Here is an 18,507-nt window from a genome sequence, read left to right as displayed (position 1 = left end):
ATTGTCTTTTGGACAATGCTTTTATTTGTAATAAAATAAAAATAAATGGAAATGAGGAGGAATTACAATGGCAAAATATGTATTTGAACCTAACCAAATTGCTGACTTAAAATCAGAATATGACGTGATTATCGTCGGTTCTGGTGCAACTGGATTAATCAGTGCAATTCAAGCTGCAGAACTAGGTTTAAAACCAGTTGTTTTTGAAAAAATGGATAAGTTAGGTGGTAATTCCACTCGAGCATCTTCTGGAATGAATGCCGCTGAAACCTATGTGCAATTAAATCACCATGTTGTCGATAGTTTTGAAGACTTTTATAACGATACATACATTGGTGGGGGTAAACAAAATAATGTCGAATTATTAAAGTACTTCACTAGTCATGCAGGATTAACTATCGATTGGCTAAAACAACATGGTATTGAGTTAGAAGATTTGACCATTACCGGTGCAATGAATACGACTAGAACGCATCGTCCTAATTCACAAGCTCCAATCGGTGCATATTTGGTAACTAGTTTCCTTCAAATTATCGAAAAAATGGGCATTGAAGTATATAACAATGTTTCTGTAGATAAGATTACTCGAGATGATGAAAAGATTACCGGCGTAGTTATTTCTGATGTTAATGGCAATCAGCATCAAGTAGCTGGAAAGGCGGTTCTGTTAGCTACTGGTGGTTTTGGTGCCAATAAAGAATTAATCGGTCAATATCGCAAAGACTTAACTATATATCGTACTACTAATCAAGAAGGGGCAACCGGTGATGGTTTAAAACTAGCCACAGATGTCGGTGCTGCTTTAGTGGATATGGATCAAATTCAAGTTCATCCAACTGTTCAGCAAGATAATGACCATGCCTTTTTAATTGGTGAAGCGATTCGTGGTGAAGGCGCAATTTTAGTTAATACTGATGGTAATCGTTTTGTGAACGAACTAGACACCAGACAAAAAGTAACTGATGCGATTAATGAACAAGCTACTAAGCATGCCTACTTAATCTTGGATGCGGAAGTAGTTAATCATGCGCCAGCAGTTCGTTTCTATGATTCAATCGGGATGGTAGTTCATGGTCAAAGCGTTGATGAATTGGCAAATAATATCGATGTTGATGCTGACAACTTAGCGCAAACAATTGATGCGTGGAATCAAGCGGTCGCAAACCATGATGATCAATTCGGTCGTAAGACAGGGATGGATCGTCAATTAAATCATCCAGACTTTATGGCAATTCATATTGCACCTGCCGTTCATTACACAATGGGTGGAATTAAGATTAACCACTATACCCAAGTTTTAAATCAAGATGATCAAGTGATTAACGGACTATTTGCAGCCGGTGAAACATCTGGTGGTTTGCATGGGAATAACCGTATTGGTGGAAATTCAATTGCTGAAACGGTCGTCTTTGGTCGTCAAGCAGGACAAAGAATCTTTAAATACATTCAAGAACAATAGGAGGACATTTTATGCATAGCGGAGAAGCAGCAGAATGGGTGGCAGCGATTGCCGAAGCACTATCAGTGGTAGTTGCTTTATTCTTGCCATACTATAACCAACATGTCGAAAATAAACGGAAATTACGCAATATTAAGATGTTAATTCGTCGAATGAGTAAAAGAGCGATGGATGGGGAAGAAGACGCCTTAGAACATTTAGGGACCATCTTAACCACCGCTTATTTAAAGAATATGAATTCTAAAACAGAAGACGTCATAAATGATGGGCAACAAATTTTAGACATTTTAAAAATGTCAAAAGGTAACCCCACTGAAGAACAACGTGAAAAGATGCGTGCATTGTTAGACGAAATTAATTCAATTTAAAAAAGGAAGCCGATTACGGCTTCCTTTTTATTTGTTGTAATATTGAATATTTCTTTGGTTAATTGGTTGGCAAGCACGGTTATTTTTACCGAACTTTTGAATAAACCAGTCGACTTGAGATTGACTGACTGTCAGTGTCGAGTTATTAATTACAATCCATTCGACACCTTCAGTAAGTGGTGGGGTCGTTAATGAACCTAGATAATGAAATCCGGTTTGAAAATCATTAATTTGATGATGGATTTTTAATGACACACTGTGGTCATGATTGCCTTCAAAATTATTAATGATGTTTTGAATGTCTGAATTAGCATTTCCTATTTGTGGGAATAGAGCGACTACGACAGTTTGACCAACGTCATTTTCGTGGACTAAATGAATTTCAATCGGATTAACTTTGCCATCAATGACGTGTTCAGCAGGCGCATGAAAATGAACTTGTTGGAAATGATAGGGACGATCAAAAATACTGGCATTCCCCATTCCAGTTAATCTAATTGTTGTGTGGTCGTCAATTTCTGTATTTAATTGATAAAACTCATCAGCATGAATTGGCATATAATCAGCAAGATGTTGATTGTCATGAGTTGATAAATTAATTGGTGATTGAATCTGACCAAAGCCGTTTCCCCAATTAGCTTGTTCATTATAATCTAACATAATAATCTTCTTTCCATATTAATATGAGTTTGTTTTTTTAATATGTTAATATAACATACATAGAAAAACAATTCGGAGGTGAAAAATTTTGCAAATCACTTGGACGAATCAAGATCAAGTAGATGCTGGAATTAAGCAGTTCTTAGGGGTTCATGGCGTTTCTCATCGGATGTATAACGACTTAAAGCAATCCGGTACAATTATGGTCAATGGTAACGAAACCAAGCTAGATTATAAATTGCAGGTAGGCGATAAAATCACGATTATCTTTCCACCAGAAGAAAGTGATGATGACGTGGCTTTTAGTGACCAACCCATTGATGTGATTTACGAAGATGATAATTGGTTAGTAATTAATAAACCGGATGGATTAACCAGTGTTCCAGGACCTGCTAACCGAGAAGATACTCTGGTAAATCGAATTAAAGGGTACTTAAAGCAACAAGGGGCGGTCGATTTAAAACCACATTTAATCACTCGATTAGACCGTTTTACTTCTGGTTTAGTATTAGTAGCTAAGCATCGTTTAGCAAATAGTTTGGCCAATCAAGAAGTGGCAGAACACAAGATTGATAAATACTATTATGCGATTGTGGCTGGCACCGGACTACCTGATCACGACATTGTTGACTTACCAATTGGGAGAGTCGGTGATAACTTTAGAAGAGAAGTGATTGACGACGGTCAAGCAGCCAAGACTGAATTTTGGGTTATTAAAACCTTTAGTGATTACACCTTAGTTAAATTAAAACTACATACTGGTCGGACGCATCAAATTAGAGTGCATATGACGGCGCTAGGCCATCCACTATTAGGGGATGAACTATACGATGGTCCGCTAGATAAAGGTATTAATAGACAGGCACTGCACGCCTATTATTTATCATTTAATGATGGAATTACCAATCAAATTAGAACGTTTGAGACTGAATTGCCAAATGATATGACAGCAGTCATTAAGGAGGAAAAGTAATGAATGAAGAAATTCATGAAGTAAAATGTTTAGTTGATAATGCACCAATGCTATCGGATGAAGGGTTTTATCTGCAAGAATTAAGCCAACCGATTTCAAATGCCGTTAAAGCTGATTACGCAAAGGCGAAGGTAACTAGTTTTATTTGTGCGCATCACTTGTTAAAATATCGTGTGAACCACGTTGATAACTTAATTAATGCCGATTTAAAACAAAGTCAAAAAATTAACCGTAAGCTAACGAGAGCGCTCCGTGATGATAATTACGACATTAAAGACGTTAATGATTCACTACAAGAAAGTTTGACTTTCGGCCAAAAGGTTTCTGACGCAGTGGCCAAATTCGGTGGTAGTTGGCCATTTATTTTCATTTTCATTGTGCTATTGATTGTTTGGATGGTAATTAATGGGATGGCGCTATTTGGTGTTCATTTTGATCCATATCCATATATTTTATTGAATTTGTTTTTAAGTTGTTTTTCAACAATTCAAGCACCCATCATTATGATGAGTCAAAATAGAGCGGCTGAACGTGACCGTTTGGATTATGAAAATGATTTCCATGTTAACTTAAAGTCAGAACATGAATTAAGAATTTTGCATGCTAAATTAGACCACTTAACACAAAATCAATTGCCACATGATTTGGAAGTCGAAAAACTACAACTAGAAATTTTAGGTGAAGTGAGAACCGAATTAGCCAAGTTACGTGAGGAAAATAGTAAACTAAAAGATAAGTTACACCAAAAGGAGAATTAAAAATGGAAGATAATATTTCATTGGGAGAACCAGTTTTTGATAAGATGATGTTCGTCTTAAAGTCACCGATTACTGATGACAACCACAAGTACTACAAATTTAATGATGAAGAAATGCAAGAAATTGCTGAAGATGTATGGGCAATGCCTGCATACATGAAAGAAGACGATGATTTTTCAATGTTCTTCATTCTAACTAAGATTGAAAGTGGTGAAACTGTTATCGCATTTTCACAAGGTGAAATGAGCGATGGTAATTTCTCATTAAGTGAACCAATGGTTTCTGGAAATGGTTTAAATGTTTTGAATTCACATGATGAAAAATCAGCTGCTTCTGTACTGCATTTTTTGAACCAAATTTCCAAAGCTAATGAGGGTGATTGGAGAATGATTGAAGACTAAAAATCATTGATTTTAAAGGACTTCTCAACATGCGTCATGATGGGCTTTGCAAGCGTTTTTGTAAAAGCCTATTTTTTTGTAAAAAAAGCTTTGCTTTTTTGAAAAATGGTGGTAATATTTTTAAGTCGCTAAAATGCTTTTAAATTTTTAAATCAAACACAAAAAGGGGGGCTTAGATCATGTTAATGAGAAGAGCACAAATCGAAGATTTTAACGCAATTGAACAAATTATTTTCGAAGGGAAGGAATTGCTCGCCAAACAGGGTGTTAACCAATGGCAAACAGGTTACCCAAACGCGGAATCATTAATGAACGATATCATCAATGGATGGACTGTCGTACTAGAAGAAGATGGCGAAATTCTAGGCACAGCAGCTGTTATTCCAGGACTAGACACTAGTTACGAAAACCTTGATGGTCAATGGTTATCTAACGGCCCTTACCTATCAATTCATCGTGTGGCCGTTTCAAACAGACACCACGGCAGAGGTCTAGCTCAACAACTATTTGAAGGAATCTTTGCTGCTGTTGAAAAGATGGATGATGTTCAAAGTGTACGCATCGACACAAATCCAATGAATTTAGGCATGCAACATGTCATCAAAAAAGCTGGATTTGTTGAAACTGGCAGAGTTGTTCCAATTTCTGCAGTTGATCCTACAAACGTAGTAATGAACTTCGCATACGAAAGAGTTATCAAACAACCAATGTTAATTGCTTAAGCTGATTTTTTTAAATCAGCTTTTTTTGTTGCGCTTATAAAGGTATAATTATTACCAGGAGGTGAAACAGATGCACGAACATAATCATAATGAAGCAATGTCACAACAACGATTCTTCACGGTTACAATTTTAAATACATTGATTACCTTAGTTGAATTCGTTGGTGGAATTTTATCAGGTAGTTTATCACTACTATCAGATGCATTTCACAACTTCGCCGACTCTGCTTCAGTAGTAGGTAGTTACTACGCTCATCGAATTAGTCAAAGACCACAAAATCAATTGAACACGTTTGGATATAAAAGAGCACAAATTATTTCAGCCTTTTTAAATTCACTATTTTTAGTGATTATCTCGGTTGTGTTGATTGTTGAAGGGGTGCAAAAACTATTTAAACCAGAACAGATTAACGGAAACTTGATGTTAATAGTTGCTGTGGTTTCGACGGTTGCTAATTTGATTTCTACTGTCATGCTGAGTCGTGGTTCCAAACATAATTTAAATATTCGCGCTACATATTTACACTTATTGAGTGATACATTGGCATCACTTGGTGTTATTTTCGGTGGGGTTTTAATTAAATTATTTAACTGGGTCTTAGTCGATCCAATTGTAACCATTATTGTGGCGATTTATATTTCGGCAGAAGCATATCCAATCATTAAGAAGACCGTTAAGATTTTGATGCAAGGATCACCAATGATTGATTGCTATGATATCCAAAATGACATGATGCAAATCGATGGGATTACCGGTGTCCACCATGTTCACATCTGGTCTGTAGATGAAAATAGTGTTATTTTCTCAGCGCACGTCAACATGGACGATATGCTAATTTCTGAAGCTGAAAAGATTTATGATCCAGTTTCGAAATTATTGCACGATAAATATGGTATCGAACACGTTACGCTGCAAGCAGAAGTAAAACGAGGAACTAAAGAAGATTTATATTTCGATACTAAAACTGATATAGAATAAAAAAAGACGCTTTTCCAATTCGGAAAAGCGTTTTTTGTAATTGGAAAAACGTCTTTTTAATTACACGCCGTGTGGTAAAGCGGCGTATTTTTGCTGGTACCACAATTCCCAAGGGAACTCTGTGCTACCGTTAGCAAGATATCGCATATCTATTTCATTTAGTAGTTTTTCATAACTATGACTACAATAGATGATCGTATCTTTAGCAGCATGTTCTACCGACTCATACTTGTTACGATATACCTCCTGATTGATTTGCCATAGCATGGATTGGTCAGGAACCTGACTTAAAATCTCCATGTTTTCACTGCGATAGCAGATGACATAAAACTTACTAAATGCTTTGATACTAGTAACTTTGGCCTGTTCGCTAAGTTCACTAAAATGGTACAACTTCTCTCCCATAAAAATGCCTCACTTTCGTATCGTAGATATCAATATTCAATATCTCGTCGTAATTATATAATTTTCTTCAAAAAAAAGAAATAAAAATGGTAAAATAGATATTAAAGTTGTAAGATACTCTTTAGTAGATTTTATTTAGGAGACATAGATATAGAGATGACCCCAAAAAAAGAGGACTATTTAAAAATTATTTTTGAACTAGGTGGAACCAAGGAAAAGGTATCCAATAAACGCATCGCGATTAGCTTAGATATCGCACCTGGATCTGTAACCGAAATGGTGAATAAGTTACTAGATGAAGGTTTAGTAGAACACGAACCATATGCTGGGGTATGTTTAACCGAAGACGGAATCAAATTAGCAGAAGTGCTAGTTAGAAAACACCGTATTTGGGAAAGTTTCTTAGTAAACGAATTAGGTTATCCACTCCCTGATGTGGATAAGGAAGCTGAAGTTCTAGAACATGTCACAAGTGGACATTTGCTAGAATCAATGTATGAAAAGTTAAATGAACCATCACATTGTCCGCATGGTGGAGTAATTCCTAACATGTCGGGACATTACAAAGAAGATAGTCATCGACTATTAAATGATGCTGAAGATGGTGAAATGGTGGTTGTTGATCGTTTTATCGATAACCATGACCTATTAACTTATCTAGGTGATATCCAATTGGATATTGGTGATAAATTAAAGGTGATTAAGCATTCGCCATTTGAAGGACCGGTAACGGTGCAAAACCTAACTGATAATCAAGAAAGTGATATTAGTTATAAAGCATCACATTACGTGTTTATTCGTAAAGTTGCAGAATAAAGTAAAGGGCTGAATTGAAAAATTCAGTCCTTTTTTACATGGTTGATTACAAGTGATAAACTAATGATTAAATAATTCATACATAAAGAAGATGGTATCAAAATGAAGAAAATTATATCAGTGATTGTCGCAGTGGTAGTAGTTATGATTGCGGTGTTTGCCTTTTGGATGTATCGCCAATCTAGTTTTTATGCTGCACAACAATTTAACCAATTAACTAGAAATAAAACTGAATTAAGAAAAGTTGCGGAAAATGATGCCGTATATCAATATATTCGGGATAATCATGACCATCAATTAACCGGGATTACTGATGATCAAGGTTCAGGCAAACTATTTTACTTTGCGGGTAAATATAAAGATAAATATATTGGTTTCGAAGGCGATTTCTATAATTTTGGAATAAAAATTAAAAAGGTCTTCTTTAATCAATAAATTAAAAACTCGTTTTAAGACGAGTTTTTTGCTGGCTTCACGCCGAAATGGGCTGTTTTATTCTAATCGTTAAATGTTATAATAAAAAAAATTACGCTTAAAGAGAGGTGAGATGGTTGAACGAAAGACAAAAAAGTAAGTTATTAGTTGAGACCTGTTTACTAGCTGGAAAGATAATGATTGAAAATGGTTCTGAAATGGTCAGAGTGACTGACACAATTGACCGTATTTCAATTAATGCTGGCGCGAAAGAAGCACGATCGTATGTTACGCTTACAGGGATTATCATGTCGGGGAGTCCAGATATGGGAGCGCAAGTAACCGCAATTGATAAGCGTACTTTTGACTTAGAAAAGGTGTCGACAGTTAATGACTATTCTCGCCAGTTCGCCAATAAGAAAATTTCATTGGGCGAATTTTACCGTCGCTTAAAAAGAATCGATAAAGATATCCTGCCATTTCCTTTCTGGTTGCAATTAATTGGTGCCTTTATGGTTAGTTCGACGCTAGAAATTGTCTTTAGAAGTAACTATTACGATTTCTGGGCAGCTGGAATTGTGGGGATGTTAGGGTGGTTTGTTTACTCACTAACCGATAAGTACACTAATATTCGATTTTTAAATGAATTCATTGCCGCAATCTGTATTGGATTCGTATCAATCTTTTTAATTCGTGCAAAGATTGCGATATCTGCTGATGACTTAATCATCGGAGGACTAATGCCATTGGTACCAGGGGTACCAATTACAAATGCGGTCCGCGATGTCTTATCAGGAAACTTAGTGTCTGGACCATCTCGAGGAATCGAAGCCATTATGAGTGCCTGTGCATTAGGTTTCGGTGTGTCGATGGCGATTAAAATTTTGGGGTGATAATCATTTTTCCATTAATAATAAATATTTTATGCGTTTACTTTGCGACTATTGGTTTTGGAATTTTAATTAATCTACCTAGAAAAGCACTTAACGTTGCCGGAATCGTAAGTCTTTGTGGCTGGTTAGTTTATCATATTGTTGATGTGCACCTTAATAGTTATCTTTTTGCCGATATCTTAGGAACTTTTACAGTCGGTTTTTTGAGTATCTTCGCATCAAGATATAAAAAGATGCCGGTTATTATTTTCAATATTCCAGCGCTAGTGCCATTGGTGCCAGGAGGACAAGCATATCAAGTTATGAAGTGTTTGGCGATTGGAAACTACGCATTAGCCAAAGCAAATTTAATTCAGGTGATTTTTATTGCTGGAGGAATTGCTTCTGGTTTCCTATTTTCTGAATTCTTAAACCAATTATATAATCGTTTTAAAGCTTACATGAAAGAAAAAAGAGCAATGAGATAATTCTCATTGCTCTTTTTATTTTGTTTTATCCGAAGAAGAAACTAATGATTAAGACGATTAACACGAAAGTGGTAATCCAGACATATAGCATGTCTTTTTCTTTGTAGAAAGAATAGATAGATACGATTACTCGTAATACTGGAGTTAGAATCAAGCAAAAGATTCCAAGCATCATAATCGCATATGGTTTAACGTGGGCAATTCCAGTAAAAATATCATGGAACTTAGTAGGAAAGACATTGGTAGGATAACCGGACTTACCAGTAATTAAAAATAATAGTAAACCAAGAATCATGATGGTTGCGGAGATAATAACACCGACACGAAGAATCTTACCAATTACTAATTCGATACGACCCATTTCTTCTTTAGTTGCAGGTTGTTCTTTATTCATAATTTACCTCCTAGAATCCTTTAAAACCGTTGATTAGCATGTTGAAACCAATGTAGACAATGATTGGAACGAAAATCATTCTAATCCATTTTGCTGGTAACACTTGCATAATTCTGGAACCAACAGTAGCACCACCTAAAATTCCTAATGCTAGTGGAACTGCGACTTGAGGTAGGATTGATCCGTTGAAGAAGTAGACTGTTGCAGAAGCTGCAGCGGTAACTCCCATCATTAAGTTACTAGTAGCACTTGATGGTTTTAAAGGCATCTTCATGAAAGTATCCATGGCGATAACTTTAAATGCACCAGAACCAATTCCTAATAAACCAGAAGCTAGGCCGGCACCAAACATTACTGATAGTCCACCGGGGATGTTTTCTACTTTATAATCAATTTGTTTCTTTTCTGACTTATCATAGTATGAAGAGTTTAAACGAAGCTTTTCAGCTAGTTTATCATCTTTAGTACTTAGATTTGACTTACTTTTGTTTAATAGTTTTTTAACCATGTTGAAACCAGAGAATAATAGCAAAAGTCCAAATAATATGTAAAGGTATTTAGGCTCTAACACGCCAGTAAGTAAAGCACCAGATAAAGCACCAATGGTAGTAGCAATTTCTAAGAACATTGCGACACGCAAATTTAAAACTTCATCCTTTAAATAAGCAATGGTTGAACCAGAACTAGTAGCAATAACTACGATGATACTAGCGCCTATTGCGTATTTAATGTCCATGTGGAAGAAGAGTGTTAGGACGGGGGTAACGATAATTCCACCACCAAGTCCTAAAATAGCACCACCAATACCGGCAATGATACCGATGATGATCATTAGTACGGCTGTTTCAATCAAAATATTTTCCTCCTAAAAAATTAAAATCATTTAATATTATAACAATTATTAGAATCATTGCACTTAATAAAGCAATTCTTAATTATTTTAGGCTCTGGAAATATGTTATAATAATTTTAAAAGTGATTAGGGAGGATCGATGCGATTATGATCATCGATAAAGATTATACCCGTGGTTTTAGAATCTTCGGTGGAGCAGTACTATCACTAATTGTGACTCTATCTGTAATGATTGATTCAGGGTATTTAAGATTTTTAGATTCAGTAATGATTGGAGCAATCCAAAAGTCTGATGGAGGAATTAAGGATGCTTTAATGCACTTAAGTACTACATTGGCCAGTCCTAAATTTGATATTATTTACGTATTAATCATGGCATTTTTTATGTGGGGCTTTAAGTTCAAGCTACAAGCGCTTTGGGCAATCTTTACTATTATTGGTGGGGATATAGTTGGTTTCGTCTTCAAAGAAATTGTGAGAAGAGCTAGACCAGCATTACACAGTGCTTCAGATACTGGTTTTAGTTTCCCATCAGGTCACGTATTAGGAATCTTTATTGTTATCAGTATCATTTGGATCATCATTATTCCGGTAATGAAGAGTGATAGATGGAGAATTGCAATTCAAATTCTATCTGTTATTTTCTTACTAATGGTAATGATGTCTAGAGTATACCTAAATGCGCATTACCCAACAGATACCATTGGAGCAGTATTAATTGCTTACACATGGGTTCAAATTTCAGAAATTTTCTATGTAAAATACGCACCAAGATTGAAGAAAAATTGGCGTCCCGTTTTACATTCATACTTATAAAATAAAAAAGAACTGATATTATCAGTTCTTTTTATTTTGCCAAATTTCAGCTAACCAAGTAATTGCTAGGTTAAACCAAGTTGCAACGCGTTCGTTATTTGAATCATCATTCCATGATGTTGTAGAGTTGGCTAATCCCATTCCGTGAGGACCGTGATGGAAAATATGTAATTCGTTATCCACACCGACTTCATTTAAACTAATTGAATATTTCAATGCGTTTTGCACTGGGACGAATGGATCGTCAGCGGTATGCCAGATGAAAGTAGGTGCGTTTTTCTTGCTAACGTATTTATTAGCTTCAATTTGTCGGTCATCATTGACCCAATTTAAGATGCTTTCAGAGTCTTTGGGAAAACCGTCGTGTAAGTTAATTACAGGGTAGCTGAGGATAACTGCATTGGGTTTTAAAATATCTGAATTATCCACATGTGCATAATCCATTAGCCATTGTTCATGGTAAAAGTTATTATAGAGACTGCAGATGTGGCCACCGATGGAGAAACCAGCGATAACAATGCGGCTGGTATCAACGTTATATTCATTGGCATGTTCTTTAATGAATTTAATGCTGTTGGCTAGTTCGACTAGCGGATTAGGCATTAATGGTAATGCTTCGTGTTCAAAGGTATATCTTAAATAGAAACTTTGATAACCTTGCGCGGAGAAATTAAGGGCAAAGTTTTCGGCTTGTTGTAGTGAGATATGGGTATAAGATCCACCAGGGACAATAATTACTGCTGGATATTTATATTGATTAGTTTGCACATCTGCAGATTTAAGATATCCTTGAAGAAATGCACTTGAGTTTTCGCGGATTGATTCTCGAATAATTTTCATGAATGGACCTCGTTTACTAAAAATAATTAACTATATTTTAACGCAAGGAGCAATAAGTGTGGATAAAAATGTGAATAAAGAAATAGAAGTAACAGAATTATATGATACTGACTTTCCTGCCTATTTTGAAATGATGAGTGATTCAGTGATGGCTCAAAAGACCGGGTTTGAACCGGTAGAAGATGAACAAAAAGCTAAAATGTTATTTGAATCCGAAAATGATACAAATAAAACGTACGCAATTAGGCTAAAAGATACCCACAGATTAGTGGGACTTATTAACATTTTCCCAGAAATTGGGGATAACTTTGAACCTGATTTTGAAAATGTCGAACTAGGATATTTTATCAACACAAGTTATCAACAACGTGGATATATGACCTATGCATTACAATGGGTGCTAGATCAGGAAATGGATGGGGTGTCAATAGTAGAAGCCACCGTTGATGTTAATAATATCGCATCACAACATTTACTATTAAAATTAGGTTTTACACAGGTGGATAAGTACGATGATAATTTAGTTTATTCACAAAAATTAAAATAATCATGTTGTAATTGGGGATATCTTAGGATATAATTATTTTCATAAATCTAAGAAGAGGCGCAGCTAACAAGAGTAGCTAATCTGAGCTGATAAAGCAGTGATGAAGATTAGTGAAAGGGAAAGACTGCCGAAACAAGCAATCACTTTATGGATTGTGCGTTGGGCTCTAGTTTAATAGACTAGGGACTGTCGTGATAATTTATCACGGAGTGCTTTTATGATCGATAATTAAAGTTACTGATTATGTGGTCTCTTCTTGCGTTTTGCAGGAAGGGACTTTTTTAGTTATTTATCATTAGTACCTCTTAGAAATAATAAAAGAGGGTGAAGTCAATGAGTCAAAATTCAGATAACACAGTGAAGAGAGGTTTAAAGACCCGCCATGTTTCAATGATTGCCTTAGGGGGTTCAATCGGAACTGGTCTTTTTGTTGCCTCAGGTTCAGTAATTAGTCAAGCTGGACCGGGTGGAGCATTAGTTGCATATTTATTAATGGGATTAATGGTTTACTTTTTAATGACTAGTTTAGGTGAAATGGCAACTAATACACCAATTTCAGGTTCATTTGCTGCCTATGCCGGTAAGTACGTTGATCCTGCGCTTGGTTTTGCGATGGGTTGGAACTATTGGTTTAACTGGGCAATTACTGTTGCGGTTGATATTAGTACCGCAGCCCTAGTTGTAAAGTTCTGGTTACCACATTTCCCAAGTTGGATTTTTAGTGCCGCTACTTTGGTATTGATATTAGCTATCAATGCACTATCGGTTAAGTCATTCGGGGAAACAGAATTTTGGATGTCCATTATTAAAGTGGTAACTATCTTTATTTTTCTAGGTGTCGGTATTTTAACTATTTTCGGTATCATGGGTGGTCACTTCGTTGGTCTATCTAACTTTACATTTAAGAAGGCACCATTTGTTGGTGGTCTTCCAATGATCCTAGCAGTGTTCGTTGTGGCTGGTTTCTCATTCCAAGGAACTGAATTAGTTGGAATTACTGCTGGTGAATCAGATAATCCCAGAAAAGCTGTTCCACTAGCAATTCGTGATGTTTTCTGGAGAATCATTTTATTCTACATTCTTGCTATTTTTGTTATTGGAGCAATTATTCCTTACACTAGTCCTGATTTATTAGGTTCAAGTGCTACTGATGTTGCAATCAGTCCATTCACAATTGTCTTCAAGCGTGCTGGATTGGCTGCCGCTGCGTCTGTGATGAACGCTGTTATCTTAACTTCTGTTATTTCATCAGCTAACTCAGGTATGTATGCATCAACTAGAATGTTATACTCAATGGCTCACCAAGGTTTCGCGCCTAAGATTATGGGTAAAACTAACCGTCGCGGAATCCCGGTTGGGGCATTATTAGTTACTACTGTGATTGCATTATTCACATTTATCACTAGTATCGAAGGACCACAAATCTACCTATGGTTAGTGGCTGCTTCTGGTTTAACTGGATTCATTGCTTGGGTCGGAATTGCAATTTCACATTACCGTTTCAGACGAGCATTCATCAAGCAAGGTCATAGTCTAGATGAATTGAAGTACTCTGCAACATGGTTCCCAATTGGACCAATCATTACTTTGATTCTATGTATTCTAGTTATCTGTGGTCAAAACTTAACTTCATTTGCGAATTTAGATTGGGAACAAATTGGAATTACTTACATTTCAGTTCCACTTGTATTAATCCTATACATTGGTTACAAGATTAAGAACAAGACTCATCTAATTCCGTTAGACGAAGTTGATGTTGCGCCATCAGATTTAAGAGAACAAGAAAAATAAGATTAAAAGATGCTAAGAATTAGCATCTTTTTTATTTTCCCGCGAGATTGTCGTATTCAAAAATAGTCTGATGTATTAAAATAATATATAGATGAAACTCAACTTAAGGAGACTAATATGATTGTACTTGCTGGAACAATTGGAGCGGGAAAGACCTCTTTAACTAAATTATTGTCAGAACACTTAGGATCAACTGGTTACTATGAATCTGTTGATGACAACGAAATTCTACCTTTATTTTATAAAGACCCTAAGAAGTATGCATTTTTACTACAAATCTACTTTTTAAATACTCGTTTAAACAACATTGAAAAGGCACAACATGAAAAGTTAAGCGTTATGGATCGTTCAATCTATGAAGATTCATTATTATTTCGTCTGAATGCGGACATGCAACGTGCCACTTCCACTGAAGCCGATATCTACGACTCATTGTTAGATAATATGATGGAAGAAATTCCAGGTTCACCTAATCAAAAAAATCCGGATTTATTAATCCACATCAACATTTCTTTTGAAACAATGTTAAAACGTATTCAAAAACGTGGTCGTAGTTACGAACAAGTGGATAAGGATCCAGAACTTTATGATTACTACAAAGATTTAAACCAAAGATATGATGATTGGTATGCTAACTATGACTTATCACCAAAGATGGAAATCGACGGCGATAAGTTAGACTTCATTGAAAGCGAAGATGATTTAGCGAAAGTATTAAAACAAATTGATGAAAAAATTGCAGAATTACAATTAAAGTAGTTGCTAATTTAAAACTTTTGTAATACTATTAAGTCAACAAATAAACGCAATGTATGTTTTAAGTAGACACTTAAGAGATGTAATGGTTGGTGCGAATTACAAGTCGAAATTCCAGCATACGAAAAAGCGGGTAGGTAATGCTACACGGTTAGTGACCGTTATCACCATACGAGTGTTTAGCTTATGCTAAGAACTTGGGTGGTACCGCGAAAAGAAGACCTTCGTCCCAATGGATGGAGGTCTTCTTTTTTATTTTCAGGAGGTATGTATTATGTTAGATATGAAAATGATTCGTCAAAACGCAGATTGGGTAAAAGAAAAGTTAGCTACTAGAAATGTTAAAGCTGAAACTATCGATGAACTATTAGGTTACGATGAAAAGCGTCGTGAACTTATTGTGAAGAGTGAAAGCCTAAAAGCGAAGAAAAATGATGTTTCAAAGAAAATTGCCGAAGCAAAGCGTAACAAAGAAGATGCTACTTCAGCTATTGAAGAAATGCAACAAGTTGGTAAGGAAGTTAAAGATTTAGATGCTGAACTAGAAAAGGTTCAACAAGATCAACAAGATTTAGCTGCCCACTTACCAAATATTCCAGCAGATGAAGTCCCAATCAGTTTAACTGAAGAAGGTGCTGTGGAATTAAGAAAACATGGTGAACCACGTAAGTTTGACTTCCAACCTAAGAACCACTGGGAAATCGGTGAAGACTTAGGAATTTTAGACTTCGAAGCTAGTGCTAAAGTTGCTGGTAGCCGTTTTGTTTACTACATGGGAGCAGGAGCACAATTAGAACGTGCCATCTACAACTTCTACTTGGATCAAAACGCTAAAGCTGGTTACAAGGAAGTCCTTCCTCCATACATGGTTAACTCAGACTCAATGTTTGGAACTGGACAATTTCCTAAGTTTAAAGAAACTAAGGCTGGTTTCGAAATCGCAGATAGTGATTTAACTATGATTCCAACAGCCGAAGTTCCATTAGTAAATTACTACAGAGATGAAGTAATGGATGCTGAGAAGTTACCTGTTAAGTTTACTGCACTTTCACCAGCATTTAGATCTGAAGCAGGAAGTGCTGGACGTGATACCAGAGGTTTAATTCGTTTGCATCAATTTAATAAGGTAGAAATGGTACAATTCACTAAACCAGAAGATTCATGGGATGCACTAGAAAGCATTACTGCTCATGCCGAAGAATTACTAGATATGCTAGAAATTCCATACCACGTAATTACTTTAACTACTAGTGATATGAGTTTCACTGCTGCTATGACACATGATATTGAAGTTTGGATGCCTGCTCAAGGTCGTTACCGTGAAATTTCAAGTTGTTCAAACACTACTGATTTCCAAGCTCGTCGTGCTCACATCCAATACAGAGATGAAAATGGTAAACTTCAATTCGTTCACACATTAAATGGTTCAGGATTAGCCGTTGGTAGAACTGTTGCTGCTATTTTGGAAAACTTCCAAAATGAAGACGGTTCAATCAGTATTCCAAAGGTACTACAACCATACATGGGTGGTCGTACTACTATTGCCAAAGAAGATTAATACTATTTAAAACAATAAAGAACCGCCTAAGATATTCTCTTAGGCGGTTCTTTATATATAAAAATAAGCTGATATTATATGAGGAGATGCTAGTAAAAAAGATCAAAAATGAATTAATAGTCATTTTTTGCAAAAAAAGGTAGACGAGGAATGCATTTTTCGATATAATATTTTTTGTTGAGTTATTAAACGGCTTACCAATAGCAATGCAAAGTAAAATATTTAAAATTTTTCTTGACATGAATTGCTTTAAATGATAATATTTAATAGTTGTCTTCTTAAGAGATAACTTGATTGACCTCATGGAGGATTAGCTCAGTTGGGAGAGCATCTGCCTTACAAGCAGGAGGTCACAGGTTCGAGCCCTGTATCCTCCATTGAGCCGTTAGCTCAGCCGGTAGAGCATCTGACTTTTAATCAGAGGGTCGGCAGTTCGAACCTGCCACGGCTCATTGGCTCAATGCCATATACAATTTAATATTTACCATGCGGGCGTGGCGGAACTGGCAGACGCGCTAGATTTAGGTTCTAGTTTCCTTATGGAAGTGGGGGTTCGAATCCCTTCGCCCGCATTGCATTATTTGCAAAAATGCTGCCGACTTAGCTCAGTTGGCTAGAGCGCTTCACTAGTAATGAAGAGGTCGGGTGTTCGAATCATCTAGTCGGCATTTATGCGGAAGTAGTTCAGTGGTAGAACATCAGCTTGCCATGCTGGGGGTCGCGGGTTCGAATCCCGTCTTCCGCTTTGCATACTTCTGCCGGGGTGGCGGAATTGGCAGACGCACAGGACTTAAAATCCTGCGGTCAGTGATGACCGTACCGGTTCGATCCCGGTCCTCGGCATTATTTTTAATTTAATATTTATTATGCACCCATAGCGCAACTGGATAGAGTGTCTGACTACGAATCAGAAGGTTGTAGGTTCGACTCCTACTGGGTGCATTTTTTTTATTTCGGGAAGTAGCTCAGCTTGGTAGAGCACCTGGTTTGGGACCAGGGGGTCGCAGGTTCGAATCCTGTCTTCCCGATAATATAGATAAAAAAGAGAAAATGTTAATTCATTTTCTCTTTTTATTTTCGGTAAAAATCTTTGCATTTCAACTATAATTCCGTATAATTATAGTCAAGATTAGTCAAAGAATTGGGGTGGTAACATGCAAGGAAAAAACATTTCCGATATTATCGAAAGATATCTAAAGGAAATGATTGCTGAAGATGAACGTGTTGAGATTAGTAGATCTGATATTGCCAGTCACTTTGATGTTGTACCATCACAGATTAATTATGTGATTAAGACTCGTTTTACTATCCAAAATGGATACGTCGTAGAAAGTAAACGAGGTGGCGGGGGTTACATCCGCATTGAAAAAGTGAAATTATTAGATAATATTGAAATTCTAGACACGTTAATAGATGCAATTGGCACTGACCTAACTCAAAGGGAAGCTAAAGCAGTAATAAATACTTTAGTAGTAAATGAGCTAATTACTGACAATGAAGCTGATTTAGTGTTAGCATCTATAACTAAACAAACTCTAGCAATCGGTAACACATTACTTGAAAATCAGATTAGAGCAAACATAATGATCGCCATTTTAGATCATTTAAGATACAAGAGCTAGAAAGTGAGGCATAAC

At 36.2% G+C, this 18,507-nt stretch carries 22 protein-coding genes, 8 tRNA genes and 1 riboswitch; of the genes, 25 read left to right on the top strand and 5 right to left on the bottom strand.

The annotated features are described in order from the left end of the window. The first annotated feature begins 67 nt into the window (after positions 1-67). Both ABWU86_RS01965 and ABWU86_RS01960 read left to right on the top strand, forming a co-directional pair. On the top strand, positions 68-1,459 hold the full coding sequence (locus tag ABWU86_RS01965; protein ID WP_293794531.1) for a flavocytochrome c: 1,392 nt from the start codon (positions 68-70) through the stop codon (positions 1,457-1,459). An 11-nt stretch (positions 1,460-1,470) separates the two neighbouring features. Next, complete coding sequence (locus ABWU86_RS01960) at positions 1,471-1,827, top strand: hypothetical protein (RefSeq protein ID WP_293794530.1); 357 nt, start codon at positions 1,471-1,473, stop codon at positions 1,825-1,827. Between the two features lie 27 nt (positions 1,828-1,854). Here ABWU86_RS01960 and ABWU86_RS01955 read toward each other — a convergent pair whose 3' ends face one another. After that, a complete protein-coding gene (locus ABWU86_RS01955; RefSeq protein WP_353321129.1) occupies positions 1,855-2,487 on the bottom strand; it encodes a carbonic anhydrase family protein in 633 nt (210 codons plus the stop codon). A gap of 88 nt (positions 2,488-2,575) precedes the next feature. Here ABWU86_RS01955 and ABWU86_RS01950 point away from each other — a divergent pair, with 88 nt between their 5' ends. The 5 genes from ABWU86_RS01950 to ABWU86_RS01930 all read left to right on the top strand — a co-directional run bounded on the left by ABWU86_RS01950 (position 2,576) and on the right by ABWU86_RS01930 (position 6,320). Beyond that, a complete protein-coding gene (locus tag ABWU86_RS01950; RefSeq protein ID WP_353321127.1) occupies positions 2,576-3,460 on the top strand; it encodes an RluA family pseudouridine synthase in 885 nt (294 codons plus the stop codon). Further along, positions 3,460-4,218: a DUF1003 domain-containing protein gene (locus ABWU86_RS01945; RefSeq protein ID WP_353321125.1), complete on the top strand. Its 759-nt coding sequence runs from the start codon at positions 3,460-3,462 to the stop codon at positions 4,216-4,218. The genes ABWU86_RS01950 and ABWU86_RS01945 overlap by 1 nt, the downstream gene beginning before the upstream one ends. 2 nt (positions 4,219-4,220) lie before the next feature. Beyond that, entirely contained in the window at positions 4,221-4,619 is a 399-nt protein-coding gene (locus ABWU86_RS01940) for a hypothetical protein (RefSeq protein ID WP_353321123.1), read from the top strand. A gap of 179 nt (positions 4,620-4,798) precedes the next feature. After that, positions 4,799-5,341 carry a GNAT family N-acetyltransferase gene (locus ABWU86_RS01935; RefSeq protein WP_293794347.1) on the top strand — a complete coding sequence of 181 codons (543 nt, stop codon included), beginning with the start codon at positions 4,799-4,801 and terminating at the stop codon, positions 5,339-5,341. A 70-nt stretch (positions 5,342-5,411) separates the two neighbouring features. Then, positions 5,412-6,320, top strand: coding sequence for a cation diffusion facilitator family transporter (locus ABWU86_RS01930; RefSeq protein WP_353321121.1), 909 nt, complete (start codon positions 5,412-5,414; stop codon positions 6,318-6,320). 60 nt (positions 6,321-6,380) lie between these two features. Here the strand turns inward: ABWU86_RS01930 and ABWU86_RS01925 are convergent, their stop codons facing one another. Further along, positions 6,381-6,725 carry a hypothetical protein gene (locus ABWU86_RS01925; protein ID WP_353321119.1) on the bottom strand — a complete coding sequence of 115 codons (345 nt, stop codon included), beginning with the start codon at positions 6,723-6,725 and terminating at the stop codon, positions 6,381-6,383. A 156-nt stretch (positions 6,726-6,881) separates the two neighbouring features. Between ABWU86_RS01925 and ABWU86_RS01920 the strand changes: the two genes are divergently transcribed. From ABWU86_RS01920 to ABWU86_RS01905, 4 genes are all read left to right on the top strand, one after another. Continuing rightward, entirely contained in the window at positions 6,882-7,541 is a 660-nt protein-coding gene (locus tag ABWU86_RS01920) for a metal-dependent transcriptional regulator (RefSeq protein WP_053950351.1), read from the top strand. A 102-nt stretch (positions 7,542-7,643) separates the two neighbouring features. Further along, positions 7,644-7,976: a hypothetical protein gene (locus ABWU86_RS01915; protein WP_053950350.1), complete on the top strand. Its 333-nt coding sequence runs from the start codon at positions 7,644-7,646 to the stop codon at positions 7,974-7,976. Between the two features lie 107 nt (positions 7,977-8,083). After that, a complete protein-coding gene (locus tag ABWU86_RS01910) occupies positions 8,084-8,848 on the top strand; it encodes a threonine/serine exporter family protein (RefSeq protein WP_330376134.1) in 765 nt (254 codons plus the stop codon). Further along, positions 8,845-9,315 (top strand): threonine/serine exporter family protein, encoded by a 471-nt coding sequence (locus tag ABWU86_RS01905; protein ID WP_263505217.1) that lies wholly within the window; start codon positions 8,845-8,847, stop codon positions 9,313-9,315. The genes ABWU86_RS01910 and ABWU86_RS01905 overlap by 4 nt, the downstream gene beginning before the upstream one ends. 25 nt (positions 9,316-9,340) lie before the next feature. Here the strand turns inward: ABWU86_RS01905 and ABWU86_RS01900 are convergent, their stop codons facing one another. Together ABWU86_RS01900 and ABWU86_RS01895 are read right to left on the bottom strand one after the other, a co-directional pair. Then, entirely contained in the window at positions 9,341-9,709 is a 369-nt protein-coding gene (locus ABWU86_RS01900; RefSeq protein ID WP_053950348.1) for a DUF1634 domain-containing protein, read from the bottom strand. Positions 9,710-9,719: 10 nt separating this feature from the next. Continuing rightward, on the bottom strand, positions 9,720-10,562 hold the full coding sequence (locus ABWU86_RS01895; RefSeq protein WP_293794358.1) for a sulfite exporter TauE/SafE family protein: 843 nt from the start codon (positions 10,560-10,562) through the stop codon (positions 9,720-9,722). Positions 10,563-10,709: 147 nt separating this feature from the next. Here ABWU86_RS01895 and ABWU86_RS01890 point away from each other — a divergent pair, with 147 nt between their 5' ends. After that, the gene (locus tag ABWU86_RS01890; protein WP_293794361.1) at positions 10,710-11,378 is read left to right on the top strand and encodes a phosphatase PAP2 family protein; all 669 of its coding nucleotides are present in this window, start codon (positions 10,710-10,712) and stop codon (positions 11,376-11,378) included. Between the two features lie 21 nt (positions 11,379-11,399). On the opposite strand, the gene ABWU86_RS01885 is transcribed toward ABWU86_RS01890, so the two are convergent. Beyond that, on the bottom strand, positions 11,400-12,218 hold the full coding sequence (locus tag ABWU86_RS01885) for a lp_1002 family arylesterase (RefSeq protein ID WP_353321114.1): 819 nt from the start codon (positions 12,216-12,218) through the stop codon (positions 11,400-11,402). Positions 12,219-12,276: 58 nt separating this feature from the next. On the opposite strand from ABWU86_RS01885, the gene ABWU86_RS01880 reads away from it, so the two are divergent. The 13 genes from ABWU86_RS01880 to ABWU86_RS01820 all read left to right on the top strand — a co-directional run bounded on the left by ABWU86_RS01880 (position 12,277) and on the right by ABWU86_RS01820 (position 18,492). Further along, positions 12,277-12,765, top strand: coding sequence for a GNAT family N-acetyltransferase (locus ABWU86_RS01880; protein WP_293794364.1), 489 nt, complete (start codon positions 12,277-12,279; stop codon positions 12,763-12,765). A 44-nt stretch (positions 12,766-12,809) separates the two neighbouring features. Then, positions 12,810-12,988, top strand: a riboswitch (Lysine riboswitch). A gap of 110 nt (positions 12,989-13,098) precedes the next feature. Next, positions 13,099-14,556: an amino acid permease gene (locus ABWU86_RS01875; protein WP_353321112.1), complete on the top strand. Its 1,458-nt coding sequence runs from the start codon at positions 13,099-13,101 to the stop codon at positions 14,554-14,556. A gap of 117 nt (positions 14,557-14,673) precedes the next feature. Next, positions 14,674-15,315 carry a deoxynucleoside kinase gene (locus ABWU86_RS01870; RefSeq protein WP_293794366.1) on the top strand — a complete coding sequence of 214 codons (642 nt, stop codon included), beginning with the start codon at positions 14,674-14,676 and terminating at the stop codon, positions 15,313-15,315. Between the two features lie 271 nt (positions 15,316-15,586). Further along, positions 15,587-16,870 (top strand): serine--tRNA ligase, encoded by a 1,284-nt coding sequence (gene serS / locus ABWU86_RS01865; RefSeq protein ID WP_293794368.1) that lies wholly within the window; start codon positions 15,587-15,589, stop codon positions 16,868-16,870. A gap of 304 nt (positions 16,871-17,174) precedes the next feature. Then, a tRNA-Val gene (locus tag ABWU86_RS01860) sits at positions 17,175-17,247 on the top strand. Between the two features lie 2 nt (positions 17,248-17,249). Further along, positions 17,250-17,322 (top strand) — tRNA-Lys (locus ABWU86_RS01855). 36 nt (positions 17,323-17,358) lie between these two features. Beyond that, a tRNA-Leu gene (locus tag ABWU86_RS01850) sits at positions 17,359-17,442 on the top strand. Positions 17,443-17,464: 22 nt separating this feature from the next. Then, positions 17,465-17,538, top strand: a tRNA-Thr gene (locus ABWU86_RS01845). Between the two features lie 5 nt (positions 17,539-17,543). Continuing rightward, positions 17,544-17,615, top strand: a tRNA-Gly gene (locus tag ABWU86_RS01840). A 12-nt stretch (positions 17,616-17,627) separates the two neighbouring features. Continuing rightward, positions 17,628-17,713 (top strand) — tRNA-Leu (locus tag ABWU86_RS01835). 25 nt (positions 17,714-17,738) lie between these two features. Next, positions 17,739-17,812: transfer RNA gene (locus ABWU86_RS01830), tRNA-Arg, on the top strand. 12 nt (positions 17,813-17,824) lie between these two features. Then, positions 17,825-17,898 (top strand) — tRNA-Pro (locus ABWU86_RS01825). A 126-nt stretch (positions 17,899-18,024) separates the two neighbouring features. Then, on the top strand, positions 18,025-18,492 hold the full coding sequence (locus tag ABWU86_RS01820; protein WP_293794534.1) for a CtsR family transcriptional regulator: 468 nt from the start codon (positions 18,025-18,027) through the stop codon (positions 18,490-18,492). Positions 18,493-18,507 lie beyond the last annotated feature (15 nt).

The organism is Apilactobacillus pseudapinorum (assembly GCF_040369555.1).
GTDB lineage: Bacteria > Bacillota > Bacilli > Lactobacillales > Lactobacillaceae > Apilactobacillus.
Note: the sequence above shows the minus strand (reverse complement) of the source record. Positions and strands in the feature narration are given on the sequence as shown.